Source organism: Alloacidobacterium sp., from assembly GCF_035631355.1.
Classification (GTDB): Bacteria; Acidobacteriota; Terriglobia; order Terriglobales; family Acidobacteriaceae; genus Alloacidobacterium.
This window is the reverse complement of sequence record NZ_DASQIX010000061.1, coordinates 166,352-184,021: the sequence shown is the minus strand read 5'-3', so window position 1 is coordinate 184,021 and position 17,670 is coordinate 166,352. Positions and strand designations below refer to the sequence as shown.

The window sequence follows — 17,670 nt, the reverse complement described above, 5'->3', positions numbered from 1 at the left end:
CAGCTTGAATTTCCTCTGTCTTCTGCTTCTGACATTCATTCCGCTTTTGCTGCCTCAGCCGAATACTCCAGTCTCGTTCACCTTCGCGGTTGGCAAAGGGCCGAAGTGGATAGCGGTTGGCGATGTGAATCACGATGGAAGAGCAGATATTCTCGTCGCAAATGATGATGGCACCGTAACCGTCCTTCTCGGAAACGGTAATGGCCGTTTTACGCAGGCTCCCGGCTCACCCATCCCTGCCGGGCATATGCCGAATGACATAGTTATCGCTGACATGAATCGAGACGGCAATCCCGATCTGGTTATTGCCAACCATCAGTCACCGTATCTCACAATTCTGCTCGGTGACGGCAAAGGCAGATTTTATCCGGCGCCCGGCTCACCCATCGATGTTCACTCGTATCCTCACCCGCATGGAATCGCAGTTGCTGATTTCAATGGCGATGGGCTGCCCGATGTTGTCACAGACAGTTGGGGAAACAATCAAGTTGAACTTCTGCTCGGCGATGGGAAAGGAAGCCTGCACACGCCGGGTGCGTTTTTTGCAGTGGGCCATCGGCCGTATGAGCGTCTTCGCTCCGCGGACTTTAATCATGATGGCCACGCGGACATTGTTACGACAAATCTCGATGACGACGCAGTATCCATTCTCTTAGGCGATGGGAAAGGCGGATTTCATCCGGCGCAGGGCTCGCCATTTCATGCGGGAGCCAAACCCTGGCAGATAGCCATTGACGATATCAACCGTGACGGCAATGCCGATCTTGTGATTATTCCTTATGAGCGCGATGTGGCAGATGCCTCGCAAAATAGAGTCACTGTATTACTGGGCGATGGCAGAGGTGGATTTTCGCCCATGCCCAACCCATCTCTGCCCTTGACCGGCTGTCAGGGCGCAGCCAGCGTGGCCGGCGGCAATCTGCGTGGGAACGACAATCAAGACATAGCTGTATTGTGTGCAATCAGCAAGACCATACAAATCTTTAATCAGGATTTAGACGGCAGATTCACGGAGCACTCCGGCACTTTTCCTGGAGGCTGGGGTTCAGTGGCTATTGCCGACTTGAATGGGGACGGCAAAGATGATCTGATTGTCGCAAACAATGCCGACAATACAGTCACGGTTTCGCTGAGCCATTAGAGTTTTCTTCTTTGAGGCCGAGATAGCCACTTGTGGGCACAACTTTTTGTCGGCGCACGCGCATAAGCGCGATGCGCGAATTACGAAGGGCTAGCGCTCAGCGACCTGATTCAGCAGGTCGTAAAACTCAGGGAACGAAATTGCCGCTGACTCGGCGCCCTGAATCATGGTGTCACCTGTGGCTTTGAGCGCCGCCACCGAGAAGGCCATGGCTATGCGATGGTCGCCGCCAGAGTTGATCTCCGCGCCGTGCAGCTTTTGTCCTCCGGGAACATCGAGGCCGTCCTCAAATTCTTCGACTTGTGCTCCCATCTTGCGCAGATTGTTGGCCACCAAAGCGATACGGTCGGATTCCTTGACGCGCAGCTCTTTCGCGTCGCGGATACGGATGCCGTTTTGAGTGTATGGAGCAATGGCAGCCAGTACGGGCAGCTCGTCTATGAGTTGGGCGGAGAGCGCGCCGCAAATAGTGGTTCCTTTCAGGCCGTTAGCAGGAGCATTTACCTGAACAGTTCCTACCAGTTCTCCGTTTTTCTCCTCAAGATTGAGAACGCCGATATGCGCGCCGAGAGCGGTCAGAACATCAAGCAATGTGGCGCGAGTGGGATTGAGACCCAGTGAGTCGAAGACAAGGTTCGAGCCGGGGAAGAGCGCGGCGGCGCAGAGGAAGAAGGCGGCTGACGAGATGTCGCCGGGAACCGCGGCCTCGATGGCCTGCAATGGTTGGCCGCCAGCAATGCTGGTCGAATCGGTCGAGCGGTCAACATGCGCGCCGAAAGCCCGCAACGCCAGTTCGCCGTGATCGCGCGTACGAACTGATTCGCGTACTGTGGTCGAGCCCTCAGCCTGTAATCCGGCGAAGAGTATTGCAGTCTTGACCTGCGCGCTGGGTACGGGCGTGGTGTAGTCGATAGCTTTGAGCTTGCCGCCGCTAACCGTAATAGGAGCATGACCGTCGGTGAGCGAAATCTCAGCGCCCATTTGATAAATGGGCTTGCGAATGCGCTCCATAGGACGACGGCTCAGTGATTCGTCGCCGATGAGCGTGTAAGTGTTTGGTGTAGCAGCAAGCAGGCCTGTGAGCATACGCATGGTCGAGCCGGAGTTGCCGCAATCGAGCGGAGAGGTGGAGTACTTGAAGCTGCCGCCTGTGCCGGTAATTTCAATCGCGCCATTTTCGCGTCGCGTGACCGTCGCGCCCAGAGCGTCGGCGCAGCCCAGGCTGCTGGCGCAGTCGGCACCGGTCGAAAAATTAGTGAGCTTTGTCGTTCCACCTGCAAGCGCACTCAACAGCGCATAGCGGTGGGAGATGCTCTTATCGCCAGGTATACGAAGGCTGCCGAGGATGTTGCGTGCGGGCGTAACAATGCGTTCGGTTTTGGTTTCAAGCATTTCTATTTATCGTACCGGAAAGTACAGAGTAGGGAATCGGCAGCCTCACAAAACCCGGAGCACTACTACCGTTTCGTCGTCGAATCGTTCGACGCCTTTTTGAAACTTGCCGACCTCGTTGAAGATGGCCTCCGCCATCTTTGAAGCCGATTTGTGTTGGTGTTTCTTCACCACGGCCATCAGCCGATCGTCGCCGAACATCTCGCCTGCCGAGTTCTGCGCGTCGGCAATGCCGTCGGAGAAGAAGACGAGTGAATCGCCGGGCTGCGTCGAAAGCGTGAATTCCTCATAGCTGACTTTGGGGAACATTCCCAGCGGAAAGCCCTCCGCTTTGACCGTCTCAACTTCGCCTTCGCGGCAGAAGAGCGGCTGAATGGAGCCTGCATTCGCAATCTGCAGCGTCTGATTCTCGTCATTCCAGACGGAGTAGAGCATGGTGACGTATTGCGAATCGACGCGCCGCTCCTGCAGCGAGTCGTTGAGCGTCTTCAGCATCTCAGAAGGAGACAGGTGCGCCGTCGCTTCAGACCGCATAATGCCGCTCACCAGCGCGGCATAGAGTGCTGCTGGAGCGGCCTTGCCGCTTACGTCCCCGAGCACAATCGCTGTGCGATTTGCATCGTAGGGGACGAAGTCGTAGAGGTCGCCTCCCAAGGTTCGGGCCGGAAGAAAACGCGCCGAAAATTCAGCCTGTTTGTGCTTTGGCTTATACGGGGGCAGCAAGCGCAACTGTACCTCGCGCGCCATGGCGAGATCGGCCTCCAGGCGTTGCTCTTGCTGCGCCACTCGTTGATAGAGACGCGCGTTCTCAATGGAAATGGCGATCTGCGATGCAAGTGTCGTCAACGCGCGCTCGTGGTCTTCGTTAAAAAAATGCGCACGCGTGTGTTCGATGTCGAGGATGCCGATAACTTTGCCCTTGTAGATAAGCGGCATCGCCATCTCGGAGCGCGTCTCCGGGTTGAACATGCGGTAGCGTGGATCCTTGCGCACATCGGGCGAATGGATTAGCCGCCGCTCCGCAATCGAAGTGCCTACAAGACCGCCTTCGAGGGACAGTTTTTCATCAGGATAGAAGCGCTCGCCGAAGCGTAGCGCGAAGCGGTTCTCAAGCACATGGTCGCGCTCATTTACGATCCATATGGAGAACATCTGGTAGTCGATAATGCGACGGAGAAGGGTGGCGATACGCTCCAACAGCGACTCGAGATCGAGGATCGAGGTGAATTCGCGGCTGATCTCGTTCAGCACCTGCAAGGTCTGCGCCTGCCGCGAGACGCGGGTATAGAGGCGAGCGTTCTCAATGGCTTGCCCGATGCGTGAGGCGGTGAGTTTTAGCAGATGCTCATGCTCAGGCTGGAAATAATTCAACTGCTCTGATTGAATGTCGATGACGCCGATGACGCGGTTTTTGACGATCAGCGGCACGGCCAGTTCCGAGCGCACATCCGGATTGACGTTGATGTAGTTTTCCTGTTTGCCGACGTCATTGACCAGTACCGCTTCGCGTGTCTGAGCCGCCTGGCCAACGATCCCTTTGCCGACGCGAATGCGCATTCGCTCGGCTTCCTGCGAGTGGCCGATCTGGAAACGCATGCGCAAATCGTTGGTGCGGTCATTGAGGAGCAGGATTGCGAAGATGCGGTAGTCGATGACGGCGCGGACGAGGTCGGCAGTGCGCTGCATCAGGGTCTGCAGGTCGAGTGTCGTATTCAGCGCATCGGCAAGGCGGACGAGAAATTCCGTCTGGAGCGGCTCCACGCGGACCTGTACTTGAGGCGGAGACGCCTGCGATGTCGGCCTGTAATCGCCCTCAAAGTCGGGTGTCGCACGTTGGCGTTGCAATGCCTCCGCTGCCGGGGTTCGATCAAGAGCAGTTGGAGTCTTTGCCGCATATCGGCCTTGTTTGGCTTGCTGTCTGGTCACGCAGTTCCTGTATGTCCCTTTGAAAACATGAAGAGTGAACGAGCCATGATATCGCGGCGTAAGGTTGTCTGCTGATGGCGGTGATTGTCGAAGGTCTTCCCGGAGCAGTGGTATCAGTCCTGTTGCAACTCACGCAGAATGCTGACCGAAGCGCTGGCTCCGATGCGATTGGCTCCAGCTTCAAGCATGGCCATTGCATCGGCGAGCGTACGTATACCGCCTGACGCCTTTACCCCGCAGCGCGACCCGGCTACGCCGCGCAGCATGGCAACATCTTCTGGCGTAGCCCCACCAGTTGAGAAGCCAGTGCTGGTTTTCAGAAAGTCTATACCTGCGGCTATTGCAAGCTCAGACGCGCGCAATTTCTCTTCAATATTAAGGAGGCATGTTTCAAGTATCACTTTAACAATAGCTCCCGCTTCATGGGCTACTTCCACTACGCCGCGGATGTCCTGCTGTACACGGTCATTCATTCCGGACTTGAGCATGCCGATGTTCAGCACCATGTCGAGATCATGCGCGCCTAACTTGACAAGTTCTACCGCCTCTTTTCGTTTCGAGATGGAGAGAGATGCTCCCAGCGGAAACCCAAGCACTGTGCCAATGGGAACTCCACTGCCAGCGAGCACGGCATGCGCCGTGCTTACCCACGCCGGATTCACCATGGCGCAGGCAAAGCGATGCTCAGCCGCTTCTTCGCAGAGCTTGATGGCCTGTTCGCGCGTAGTTTGAGGCTTCAAAAGAGTGTGGTCAAACACTGCTGCTAGGGAATGGCTACTGGAGAGCGCCTGCCGGCTGAAAGCGGCTGCGTCAAACGATCCATTGTCCCGTTCTATTTCTTCCATTGCGACTGCTTTTGTAGTCATGAGGGTACTCACTCCGGGTAATCGGGAGGCATGAGACAGATGTCGGGCAGATTGCGAAAACGCTCGGCATAGTCCATGCCGTAGCCCAGTACGAACTGGTTGGGAATCTTGAAGCCAACGTAATCGGCTTCGATTTTTACCATGCGCCGTGAAGGCTTGTCGAGCAATGTAGCGATGCGCAGGGAGCGCGGCTTATGTTGCAGAAAGAGCTTGTTGAGGAATTCAAGCGTGAGGCCCGTATCAAGAATGTCTTCCACTACAATGACGTGTTTCCCTTCAATCGGCTGGTCAACGTCTTTGATGAGCTTGACCGCGCCGCTGGTTTTCTGCCCCTTGCCATAACTGGAAACCGCGACGAAATCGAAAGTGCAATCGATGCTGATGTTGCGTGCCAGGTCAGCAAGGAAAATTGCCGCGCCTTTCAACACGCCCAGCAGCACAACGCTCTGGCCCGTGTAGTCGCGATCAATCTGCTGGCCTATTTCAGCAATTCGATCAGCAATCTGCTGCCGGCTGATAAGGACTTTGAGTGCAGGAAGGGCGGCGCGCGCGCTCATTCCATTAGCATATCTCTAAATTTGGCGCGCGACCGTGGAAGCAATGATCCTGCAGGCTCTATACTTGTGAATGTAAGCCCTTCATGTATCCCTTCATTCATATTGGTCGTTTTTCTATCGGAACTTTCGGTATCATGCTCTGGCTCGCGGCGGTTGCCGCCTGCTGGGTATTGCATCGCAACTTTCGCCGCTGGCATATCGACGCGGATGCGATCGGCATTGTTGCCATTTCAACGGTGATCGGAGTTGTCGGCGCAAAGCTCTGGCATGTCCTGGAAACGCCGCAGATGCTCATCCATGATCCTCTTGGGTTGCTGCTTGACCGCGCCGGATTTGCCTGGTTTGGCGGCCTCATCGCGGGAATTCTTGCTCTACTGTGGCAGGCTCGAGGCGCCGGGTTGAGCAAGCTCGGAATGCTGGATCTTGCAGCACCCGCTGCCGCTGTTGGATATGGTGTTGGACGGCTTGGCTGCCTGGTTTCGGGTGACGGCGATTACGGAATTCCTACCAGCCTGCCCTGGGGTATGAGCTTTCCCAACGGTCTGGTGCCAACGACACAGCACGTTCATCCGACGCCGATTTACGAATTAATTGCGGCCCTTATCATTGCCTGGATTCTCTGGCGTCGCGGCAGGCCGGAAACCACAAAAGCCGCGGGAGAAATCACTGGCGAATATCTGTTTCTGAGTGGGTTGGCGAGATTTCTGATTGAATTTATCCGCATCAACCCGAAGCTCTACTGGGGCATGAGCAATGCGCAGGTAGCTGCCATCGGATCGGCCATCGCCGGCATTGCGCTGGTTCTCTGGGCGCGCCGCAGCGGTAGAACCATTACGCTGCCGCGCGCTATAGTTGCCGAATCCGCAAAATAGCAGCTTTTTGCGTCATGTCCAAAGCAAATTGCTGTTCTGTCTTACCGTTCATTCAACTCAACCACCTGGATTGAGTAGGCGGGCATGGTGTGATGCAGTGCGCTGCCGGAAAGGTGAATTGTGCTTTCCTTGGGCACAATGCTGTCGGGATTGTCAATGGTGTTTGTTGCTTCTGTGCTGTTCGCGATCAGGCTGGTGAGGGTTGCGGTTGCGGCGAGCGATGCGCCAGGGAATTCTACGTTTACGGGTTGCGGGTCTGAAGATGCGTTCACGAGTTTCAGGTAGAGGCGTTTATTCGCCTCATCTTTGGTGATGGAATAGAAGAATTTCGGCCCTGCCCCCTGCAGGCTTGATGCCAGCGTCCCCGTTCCGAGATACTTTGCGAACAGCACCTGTGCATAATAGCTGGGAGATCCATAACTACGAAGTGCATCGTAACCGATCAGGTCAGTTTCCCACTGCATGGCCCCCGGATTCACGTTGACCAACAGCGGCGCATAGGCTGCCATCACGATAATGTCGCTGTTGCGTTCCATCCCCGTCATCCATGCGGCATCACCGAGCGCTGCGCCGAAGTTTGGAGTGGGCGTGCCCTCGCGCGTAGCCCACTCACCAACAAAAATCTTCGGGCCGTTGCGGTCTGTTTTGTCGTAGTGCGTGGTGTCGTGGAAGAAGTCTGTCGCACGCTTATAGTAGTGGTCGTCAATCACATCGGGGCGAATGCTCTTCACCGGCATCGTTGCGATGAGCAGAAGATCGGGGTACTTCGCCTTGATGGCTTTGTAGAACTGCGAGTATCTACCTTCATAGCTGCCCGATTTGTCAAAGAAGTCTTCATTGCCAATTTCAACGTAGTTGAGGTGGAATGGCTCCGGGTGTCCATTGGCGGCGCGGATCGCTCCCCATTTTGTATTTGTGCCTCCCGTGACGTATTCGATTTCATCGAGAGCATCCTGCACATAAGGATCGAGGTCAGCGCCGGGGTTCACATGCTCCTGCGCCATGGAGTAGCCGGCATAGACGGCAAGAACTGGCTGCATGTGCAGGTCCTCGCACGACTCGAGAAATTCGAGAAGGCCGAGCCCATCGGACGAGTGGTAGCGCCACGGACTGGGATGCGTCGGGCGGTCAACCAGCGGGCCGATGGTCTTCTTCCACTCATACCGTTCGGGGATGTGGTCACCCTCAAGATAGTTGCCGCCGGGAAAGCGCAGGAATGCAGGGTGCATGGCCGCCAGCTTCTCCATCAGGTCGATGCGGTTTCCGTTTGCACGATTGTGATAGGTTGGCGGGAAGAGAGAAACCAGGCTCAACCAAAGTGTGCCAGGATGGGCCACAGTCAGGACAAGATGATTGGCTGCGGAGGGCTCGACCGCTCCGGTTTTTAGTGTGAATGGATATTGCTTCCAGTCTGTTGTAACGCCTGAGACCGTGGCTGTAGCGACAACCTTACCGCTTTGATTTTGTACCAGGCTGACAGTGATGGGGCCGACGGATGCCGAGTCTTCTTTGGCATACAGCGAGCCTGTGTAGGTTGTATTCGGTCGGATAGCCATGCCCCAGTAGCCTTCATTGAGCACGCCCGCAGGTTCCGCGGCGCTGGCTTCACTCACGTCAATGCGCAGGCTGTTCGGCAGCGCTTCGCTCGGGCCTGTTTTGGAGTCGGGAGCAATCTTGGCTTGGGAATTTCCTTCTTCGACAAGGATCCAGTTGTGGATTCCCGCCCAACTGCCGCCGAAAGTGCGATTACTGACCATTTCAGCGTAAAGGCCGCCATCGTACGAGTGGTTGATCTCTTCCGTCATCAAACCATAGAGGGTAGGGCTGACTTTGGAGATGGGCTGATCGGCGTGGATAGTCAGGACCGCCGGCTGCGACTGCGCGAAGAGAACGCCAGTCAGCAGACAATTTGCGACAGTAGCAATAACAAAAGATTTCCTGCTCATTTTTTCAGAAAGCCTTCCTTCACAGTGCATATTATCTGGTAATAAAAGGGGCGCCGCTGTTGCAAAACGGCGCCCGTTGAAACTTCCCAAACGTTTTACAAGCTCAGAAGCTGAACTTCGCTCCCAACTGGAGACGGCGAGCGTCATAGGAGGAAGTAACCTGCCCGAAGTTGCCGTCCGCCGAGTTTGCATCTATACCTTGAAATTGCGTGTGGTTGAAGGTGTTGTAGGATTCAAACCGCAGTTCAAGCTTTGGCCCTGTTTCGCTCGCGGTAAGCGGAATGTTTTTAAACAGCGACATATTGAAGTTAAAGAGTCCGGGTAGAATGACAGCATCCTTTCCAGAGTTTCCAAACCCTTCATTTGTGCCACCATTCCACGGAGCGAGTGGATTTGCAAAAGAGCTTGTGCTAAACCAGGCAGTTTGCTTCTTGGGGTATGTCACATTTGTTGCCTGATCCTCACGGTTCGTGCCGCCATTGCCACCTAGTCCAAGTGCATCAGGACCGGTGTAGTGAATCGCCTGTGGTAACCCTGATTGCGCGAATGTAATCCCTGAGAACACCCATCCTCCGAGGATCGTGCGCTCGGCCGTGTTTGAACTGTGCAGGAACCAGGGGAGGTTGTAGATGTAACTCGCGTTGAAAATACTGCGCCGATCGAACGCACCAGACCCGTAGTCGTAATGCGCGTTGAAGGGGTTTGTGAGTATGTTGAGATCGTTGCTCACCTCGTCAAGCTCATGCGACCAGGTGTAGGCGAGTTGGACGGTCCATCCATGCCGGTTCTCTATCCGGAGGCCAGCCTGGAGTGAGTTGTAATTGAAATTAGTCTCGTTCTCCTCCTGCGTAATCGTGCTGAAGCCGGGGAAGATGCGGTACAGGTTCGCGTTTGGTTGAATGTTAAGAGCAGGATTGGCCGTATTTGTGGCGACTGCCTGCCGTTTGGCATAACCTACCGCAGGATCGGTTAATGGCAGGGTGTTGATGTTCCGATCGTTGTTCTGATCCCAACCAACCGAACCAACATATTGCAAAACGGCAACCACGGATGGGGCAACTTGCCGCTGAACTCCCAGGCTGTACATTGCCGTTCCCGGAGGCGAGTACTTGTACTTCAGGTTGGTAAGGGTAGATGGAAACGTCTGCGATGTTGTGTTTCCGGTCAGGGCACTGGTGTTGGGGTTTGAGAAATAGACGTTATTGGCGGAAGGTTGATATGCAAATGGCGGGTTCAGGGCTGCGTTGTATACATCATTGCCCTGGACGCGCTCAAAGAACATTCCAAAGCCACCCCGGAGTACCGTTTTTCCATCTCCCGTAACATCGTAGGCAAAGCCGATTCTCGGTTGCCAGGTGTTGTATCTGTTCTGGACATTTCCACGGGGGAAACCATTCACGCCAGCCTCGCGCATGCCATTAAGATAGAACGCCTGTCCATTGAAACTCGTGAGCGAAGCCGGGTTCAAGGTTCCGTCTGGATTGAGTGGATATCCTTGTGTAGTGTCATAGTCTGCGGGAACGAAGTTCGCAAACTGGTTATACCGCTCATAGGTGTGCGGCAGTCCGTCAAAGCGAAGGCCGAGGTTGAGTGTCAAACGCGGAATGATATGCCAGTTGTCATTGCCATAGAACCCATAGTTGTTGCTGACCCAGTGCTTACCGGAAAGGTATTCGAGCTGTGTAAAGCTGGCAGCGTCGCCGAGCAGGAAGTTTATGTACGAATCCTGGGAGAAGCTGCTGTTATTGAATTGGGCAGTTCCCTGAGTATTTGCCTGTAATTGCTGGTTCTTGGGATCGTGCAACCAGCTGAAGCCAAACTTGAACTGGTGTTTTCCATGGGTCCAGGAAATATCGTCTCGGGTCTCATAACCGAAGAAAGAGTTCTTCCATGGGTAATAACTAGAGCTCCAGTTTGTGCCGTACGGAGCACCCAGATCGATCTCCGGCATGCGGCTTCCAAAGTTATTGGCAAGTGGGAAGAAAGTCGTCGCCGACCATCCGGATGGCTGCGCCGAAATACCGACCGGGTCAAGGTTGATGGTGTTGCCGCTGAAAAGGAAGGAGGTTTCATTCAGCAGCGATGGTGTGTAGGTCTGAGTAAGCTTCAGGCTCGACGACCACGAGGGATTGAGCATTGCCGTGCCCACGGTCGGGTAGGTGCTGTCACCCCACAGTGGTGGGTAATACGTCTGGGTGACAGCATCGTGCAGGTAGTGACCACTGAACTGAAACTTCGGGCTGAAGTTATGGTCGATTCGCACGACATCTTCACGAAGATTGGTCGGTTGAGGGATTGATGAAATGTATTGGCTGGTTCCAAGATTTGGTTTAGGAAAGGTGCCCGCATTCAACTCGAGGAGCGCGTTGGGGTCCATCAGGTTGGCAGGGATTGTATTGTTTGGAAATGGCTGCCCTGGAGTCAAACCATCCTGCGTGTATAAGGCCAACTTAGCTGGATCTGTGGTGACAGGGACAATGGGAACTTTCCCATTAGCCGGAACTTGATATGCCAACGGCTGTCCAGCAACCGCGAAATTCACCGCAGCGATGTCGTTCACGACGTTGGGTGAACTTCCCTGAATGAGTCTCCGCCACTCTTCATTCACAAAGAAGAATGTTTTGTTTCGTCCTTCGTTATAGACATGGGGAATCCACACGGGACCGCCGATGTTAAAGCCAGGTTCGTTTAGACGGAACTCAGGCCGCGGCTTGCCGGCGAAATTGATGAAATAGTTGTTGGCGTCGTAATCTTCGTTCCGGTTGAAGTACCATACGCCTCCGTGGAAGTCATGGGTGCCCTGTTTGAGAACCATGAGGATGGTTCCACCTGATCCTATGCCGTAATCAGGTCCGTAGTTGCTGTCCAGGGTCTGGAATTCGGCGAGTGAGTCCATCGAGGGCAGGGAGCTGAAGCAGCCGCCACAACCGCGATCGTTCAATTCGCCTCCATCCAGCATGTAGATGTTGTGGGTGGTGCGGGTGCCGTTGAAGCTGATGCCATTAGCGGATGTGAGCGCATTCACGCCACTGAATAACGGCAGGTTATTGGACTTGCCCAACCCTAGAGCTGCCAACGCAGTCACGTTGCGGCCATTAGTTGCCAGTTGTGTAACCTGTTGGCCGCTGATCAGATTGCTTAGCTCATTGGTTTCAGTCTGGACCTGCAGAGCGTCTGCCTGAACTGTGACTGTCTGCCCAGCAGCGCCAATGGCAAGATGGACATCTTCCTTCAATGTCTGGGCGGTGTTCACCACAATGCCGGTGCGCGTGTAGTTCACAAAGCCTGCGGCAGTAGCGTTCAATGTGAAGCTCCCGACGCCCACATTGGCGAACAGGTAGATTCCGTCGTTATTAGATACGGTTTGTCTGGCCTGGCCAGTGGCTGGATTGGTGAGAGTAATGGCGGCACTGGGAACGACCGCGCCGCTGGGATCGAAGACTGTTCCGGTGATTGTTGCGTTTTCCTGACCCCAGACACAGGGTGTTAACAATAGAGCGAGGACAACGACACTCGCTAATAGAAACCTGGAACGAAGCATCATAACCTCCTGAGATCGATCACTGGTTGACGAGACCGTTATCTGCTTAATACTTGGGTCTCGAAGTGCGCCGGTAAGACAGTGCTTGCCCGGTCGAACGCCGATCAGGGTATGGGTATACGATGGAAACGTTTTCCTCGCCCCATAGCGAATAAAAATCAACAATTTAAAGAGCAGTAAACCAATTTAGTGTGTTGTATTTTATGAACGATGGTGCAATAGATTGCTTCCAGGAATGGTAAATGTTTACCGAGGGAGGATGGTAACTCGCTGAATTCAAAGCTGTCAAGATGCACTTGGTAGAGGAATTATTTCAGTAAATTCGGGCAGGACTGCCTACAAAGAAAGCACATATTTATTCGCTAATCGAAATAATTCAGCTTTCGTTTGACCCTCCTGTGCTATCAAAGAATGTAGGGAGATCGTGTGAGGCGGATAGCTGGCCTTATCGACCCATGCGAAGGCTTTGATTTTCTTTTGAGAGCTTTGTTCACAAATAAGACCGTGTTTTCGCGCTTCACCCTTTGTTTTCTGGGGTTGGCCTTGTGCGTGTTTACTTGGGGACTTGAATACAAGCTCTCGCTTTACGATCCTCCGCAGGCCAGCTCTCACGAAATTCCCAGTGCCAAGCTTCTGTCAAAGAACGAGCAGAGCGCGACGGCAAAAAGTGCGCTCCTGGAAAAAAGCGGCGTTTCCATTAAGGCAATGCCTATGACGACGCTCTTTACTCTCTTTCTCTCATTTGTGCTGGCGGCGCAGTTCATGGGCTTTCCCGCACCGATCCGGAGCATCTGGGACGCTAGGCGACCAAAGCGGCCACACGCACCAGGCAGTTTGAATGCTTTTTTCTTCCGCCCACCTCCAATTTCCGCCTCGTTTTAATTCCTTTTATTCAAGACCAAAACAGTGAAGCGGCCTTGGCTGTCGGCTGCCACGCGGTGTGTTCTTCCGCGTAGGCGTGACTCACCATGGTCGCCCCAAAAAAGAAGGTGTATTAAGACATGCGAAAGCAATGCTCCTTGATGCTTGCCATTGGCTTGGCGCTGCCAGCCGTGGTGGGCGTAACTGCGTGCAGTTCCCGTGCGAAGAATATGCAGGCTGATGCGGCTGAGATTCCGTCGGCGACGGTAGCAGCAGTAACGCGCGAAACGATTACTCACACGCTGAACCTTGCCGGGCAGTTCCAGCCCTATCAGGTCGTGGATGTGCACGCGAAAGTTTCGGGCTACATCAAGCATATTTATGTCGATATCGGAGACAAAGTACGGCAGGGACAGGTGCTGGCCGTGCTGGAAGTGCCTGAACTGGACGCACAGCTTAAAGGCACGGTAGCCGAGGTTGCGCACAGTAAAGACGAGATCACACGGGCGCAGCATGAGCTCTCTCGCGCGCAGGCAGAACACTCAGCATTGCACGCTGACTATCTGCGTTTAAAACAGGCGTCCGCCGCGCAACCGGGACTTATCGCAGAGCAGGAACTTGATGACGCTCAGTCAAAAGATCTTGCAGCTGAGGCGCAAGTCGATGCAGCCAAGGCGGCTTTGGCGGCGGCTGACCAACAATCAGAAGTAGCGGGCGCGGACAATGAGCGCATCAGTGATATGAACGCCTACACCCGAGTAACAGCGCCGTTTGATGGTGTGGTCATTTGGCGTGACGCGGACACAGGCGCGCTGATTCAGGCCGGAACTACTTCCGACATTCAAACACTTCCTGTAGTCAAGCTTTCGCAAAGCGACATGCTGCGTCTCCGCCTGCCGGTTCCTGAAGACGCTGTGCAGTTTATTCACGAAGGTGCGCCGGTACAGGTGCGCGTGGATGCGGTGGGACGTACGCTGACGGGCAAAATCGTTCGCTTTACGCGCGATGTAAGCCTGGCGACACGGACGATGGAAACGGAAATCGATGTTGAGAACAAAGATCTGTCACTGGCGCCGGGCATGTATGCCAACGCAACGCTCGAATTGGAGCGCAAGGACAATGTGCTGACGGTTCCGCTTCAGGCAGTCGTGAAGAACGGCGATCAGGCGTCCCTGCTGGTAGTCGACCGTCAGAACCACGTACAGCCACGCAACATACAGCTTGGACTTCAAGGATCGATGCTGGCCGAAGTTACAAACGGATTGAACGAAGGAGACCGCGTCATTACCGGCGGACAGGCAAAATATCAACCGGGTGAGACCGTCAAGCCGCTGCTGCAGCAGGTGTCAACCAACGACACCGACACTGAGCAGGGAAATGGCGGCGAGTAGTGCCTAAATTTGCGCTGAAATATCCGTACTTCATCATCATGGCCTGCATGGTGATTGTCGTCGTCGGCATCACCAGCATTGTCGGAATGCCAGTTGATCTGTTTCCGCAGATCGACATTCCAGTTGTGGTGGTCGCGACCTTTTATTCCGGGATGCCGCCGCAACAGGTCGAAGCCGACATCACCGACACTTTTGAGCGCTTCTTCACGCTGGGCAGCAACATCGACCACATTGAATCCCGCTCCCTGACGGGCGTGAGTCTGATCAAGATATATTTCAAGCCGGGAACGGACCGGAATGCGGCGTTGAGCAACATTGCGAATCTGGCTATGGCCGATCTGCGGCGGTTGCCGCCGGGAACACTGCCACCAGTTGTGCTAGGTATGGATGCGTCGAGCCAGCCAGTGTGTCTGGTAACACTGAAGGGCCAGGGATTGAACCAGACCGACCTTAAGGACCTGGCGCAGTTTCAGGTCCGCAATCAGATTGCGAACGTGTCGGGCGCATCGGTGCCGCAGCCCTATGGCGGACGCTATCGCCAGATCATGGTATATGTCGATCCGGTGAAACTGCAGGCATACAACATGAGCCTGATGGATGTGGTACACGGGATCAATGAGTCGAACCTGATTCTTCCCGCGGGCGACGTCCGCATTGGCACGAAAGATTACAACATCTACGCCAACAGCCAGGTGCCGGACATTCAAGCGCTGAACGATCTACCCCTGAAGTCCATAGGCAATGCTTCGGTGCTGGTCCGCGATATTGGAAAAGCCGAGGACTCGGGCACGCTCCAGACGAACATCGTGCGCATCGATGGGCAGAAGTCGGTGTACATTCCCGTGCTGAAGCAGGGCGGCGACAGCAATACCATCACCATCGTGAATGGGATGAAGGCGGCAATCAAAGACTTGGTCGATGTGCCATTGCAGTTGAAGACGGCAGTCGTCTTCGATCAGTCCCTCTTCGTCAAATCTGCTCTGAAGAACCTGGTGACCGAAGGCGGTATAGGGCTTGTACTTACTGCCTTGATGATTCTGCTCTTTCTGGGCAGCATCCGCGCCACATTTGCAGTGCTGCTTTCGATTCCATTATCAGCGCTGGCTGCATTTATCTGTATCAAGATTGGCGGCGGCTCGATCAACACAATGGTGCTGGCCGGACTTGCGCTCGCTCTTTCGCGCCTCATCGACAATTCGGTGGTCGTGCTCGAAAATATTTTCCGTCATCTCGAAATGGGCGAGTCGCCGGAAGTGGCGGCAGAGGTTGGAGGAAGGGAAGTGCAGTTGGCGGTGCTGGCTGCCACTTTCACCACGGCGATTGTGTTCTTCCCGGTCGTGCTTCTCTACGGCGTAAGCAAATATCTCTTCACCGCCTTGGGGCTGACAGTTGTTCTTTCAATGTTCGCTTCCTATGTCGTAGCCATGACCGTGGTGCCGCTCTATTGCGCCCGTTTCATCAATGCTCATGAAGTGCATGTTGACGAGCCGGAAGCGGGTAGAAGACGCTCGCTCTTCAAGAGCGTGATTCATGGCTTTAACTACTGGTTCCAACGAATGCTGAACCAGTATGTCGTGACTGTCAACAAATCGATCCTGCGCCCGCTGGCGACGACGCTCTATATCCTCGGCGGCGTCTTACTCAGTTTTGCGTTGTTTCCTTTGCTGGGCAGAGCGTATTTTCCACGCACAGATCCTGGACAGTTTGTCATCAAGGTCAAGTGCCCGAGCGGAACGCGCATCGAGTTGAGCGACAAATTCATCGCGCAGGTCGAGGAGAAAATCCGTGAGGTCGTGCCCCCAAAGGACCTGGGCATGATCGTGTCCAACATCGGCATTACCCCGGATTTGTCCGCGATCTACACCACTAATTCGGCAATGAACACAGCTTTTGTTCAGGTGAGCCTCAAAGAAGGACATAAGACGGGCAGCTATGAATATATGGCGCGGCTGCGAACCAAGCTATCCGCGGAAATGCCGGAGCTTACGACCTACTTCCAGACAGGCGGACTGGTCGATTCTGTCATCAACCAGGGCCTGCCTGCGCCGATTGATATTCAGGTGCGCGGCAACGACATGGACGATTCGTTTGCCATCGCGCAACAGATCGCGCAAAAGGCGAGGCAAATGAAGGGCGTCAGTGACGTGCTGATTCCGCAGGACCTGAAGTATCCCGGACTGGAGTTGAACATCGACCGTGAACGCGCCAGCCTGATCGGACTGTCACCAAAGGATGTGGTGGACAACGTGATCACGGCGCTGACCTCCAATGGCATGATCGCACCGAGCTACTGGATCGATCCAAAAACCGGCAACAACTACATGCTCACAGTACAGTATTTCGACCAGAAAATCGCCAACATGAGCATGGATGATTTCAAACAAACGCCGCTGCGGGCACCCGGCCAATCCAGTTACACGCCATTGCAATCGGTGGCAAATATCAAGGAAATCAATACGCCAACGGAAGTCGATCACTATCAGATCCGCCGCGTCATCGACGTTTACGTCATGCCGTCAACCGAGGCGCTGCAATCTGTAAGCAGCCGGGTGAATAAGCTGGTCGGAGGAATGAAACTGCCGCAAAACGTGCGTGTTGTGGTGCGCGGAACGGTCGTGAGTATGAGCGAATCCTTCCAGCGGTTCGGCATTGGACTGGTGTTGGCAATTCTGCTTGTGTACCTGATCCTGATGGCGCAGCTTACGTCGTTCGTTGACCCGTTCATTATTCTCATGGCCATTCCGCCGGGGCTGACCGGCGTATTGGTAATTCTGCTGGCTACGCATAGCACGCTGAACATCATGTCACTGATGGGCGTGATTATGATGACCGGCATCGTGGTGTCGAACAGCATTCTCATTGTGGAGTTTGCTGGCCGGCTGCACGAGAGCGGACTTTCCTTGGCAGAGGCCGTGGTCGAGTCGTGCCGGATTCGTCTCCGCCCCATCCTGATGACCTCGTTTGCGACGCTGCTCGGCCTGATACCGCTGGCGATCGGCGCTGAAGCTGGAAGCGGACAATATGCCCCGCTGGCCCGCGCCATTATTGGCGGGCTTGCCGTCTCGGTTGTCGCCACGGTCTATCTGGTACCGGCTATTTATCTCGTCATTCATGCGAGACGCAAAACGGTTGCAACTCCGCCTGAAGGGGAGAAGCCATTTGCAGGAGAGATATAGA

At 54.7% G+C, this 17,670-nt stretch carries 10 protein-coding genes; 4 read left to right on the top strand and 6 right to left on the bottom strand.

The annotated features are described in order from the left end of the window. Window positions 1-4 precede the first annotated feature (4 nt). Window positions 5-1,141 carry a VCBS repeat-containing protein gene (locus VEV40_RS11040; RefSeq protein WP_324832317.1) on the top strand — a complete coding sequence of 379 codons (1,137 nt, stop codon included), beginning with the start codon at window positions 5-7 and terminating at the stop codon, window positions 1,139-1,141. Between the two features lie 90 nt (window positions 1,142-1,231). On the opposite strand, the gene aroA is transcribed toward VEV40_RS11040, so the two are convergent. The 4 genes from aroA to hpt all read right to left on the bottom strand — a co-directional run bounded on the left by aroA (window position 1,232) and on the right by hpt (window position 5,882). Then, window positions 1,232-2,533 (bottom strand): 3-phosphoshikimate 1-carboxyvinyltransferase, encoded by a 1,302-nt coding sequence (gene aroA, locus VEV40_RS11035; protein ID WP_324832315.1) that lies wholly within the window; start codon window positions 2,531-2,533, stop codon window positions 1,232-1,234. Window positions 2,534-2,578: 45 nt separating this feature from the next. Further along, entirely contained in the window at window positions 2,579-4,459 is a 1,881-nt protein-coding gene (locus tag VEV40_RS11030) for a SpoIIE family protein phosphatase (RefSeq protein ID WP_324832314.1), read from the bottom strand. A gap of 113 nt (window positions 4,460-4,572) precedes the next feature. Next, window positions 4,573-5,325 carry a deoxyribose-phosphate aldolase gene (gene deoC, locus VEV40_RS11025; RefSeq protein ID WP_324832313.1) on the bottom strand — a complete coding sequence of 251 codons (753 nt, stop codon included), beginning with the start codon at window positions 5,323-5,325 and terminating at the stop codon, window positions 4,573-4,575. 8 nt (window positions 5,326-5,333) lie between these two features. Next, entirely contained in the window at window positions 5,334-5,882 is a 549-nt protein-coding gene (gene hpt / locus VEV40_RS11020; protein WP_324832312.1) for a hypoxanthine phosphoribosyltransferase, read from the bottom strand. 83 nt (window positions 5,883-5,965) lie between these two features. Here hpt and VEV40_RS11015 point away from each other — a divergent pair, with 83 nt between their 5' ends. Next, a complete protein-coding gene (locus VEV40_RS11015) occupies window positions 5,966-6,754 on the top strand; it encodes a prolipoprotein diacylglyceryl transferase (RefSeq protein WP_324832310.1) in 789 nt (262 codons plus the stop codon). A gap of 41 nt (window positions 6,755-6,795) precedes the next feature. Here VEV40_RS11015 and VEV40_RS11010 read toward each other — a convergent pair whose 3' ends face one another. Then, the gene (locus VEV40_RS11010; protein WP_324832308.1) at window positions 6,796-8,700 is read right to left on the bottom strand and encodes an alpha-L-arabinofuranosidase C-terminal domain-containing protein; all 1,905 of its coding nucleotides are present in this window, start codon (window positions 8,698-8,700) and stop codon (window positions 6,796-6,798) included. Between the two features lie 103 nt (window positions 8,701-8,803). Then, window positions 8,804-12,244, bottom strand: coding sequence for a TonB-dependent receptor (locus VEV40_RS11005; protein WP_324832307.1), 3,441 nt, complete (start codon window positions 12,242-12,244; stop codon window positions 8,804-8,806). 998 nt (window positions 12,245-13,242) lie between these two features. Here VEV40_RS11005 and VEV40_RS11000 point away from each other — a divergent pair. Together VEV40_RS11000 and VEV40_RS10995 are read left to right on the top strand one after the other, a co-directional pair. Next, window positions 13,243-14,493 carry an efflux RND transporter periplasmic adaptor subunit gene (locus tag VEV40_RS11000; protein WP_324832306.1) on the top strand — a complete coding sequence of 417 codons (1,251 nt, stop codon included), beginning with the start codon at window positions 13,243-13,245 and terminating at the stop codon, window positions 14,491-14,493. Beyond that, window positions 14,493-17,669 carry an efflux RND transporter permease subunit gene (locus VEV40_RS10995; RefSeq protein ID WP_324832305.1) on the top strand — a complete coding sequence of 1,059 codons (3,177 nt, stop codon included), beginning with the start codon at window positions 14,493-14,495 and terminating at the stop codon, window positions 17,667-17,669. The genes VEV40_RS11000 and VEV40_RS10995 overlap by 1 nt, the downstream gene beginning before the upstream one ends. The last annotated feature ends 1 nt before the right edge of the window (window position 17,670 follow it).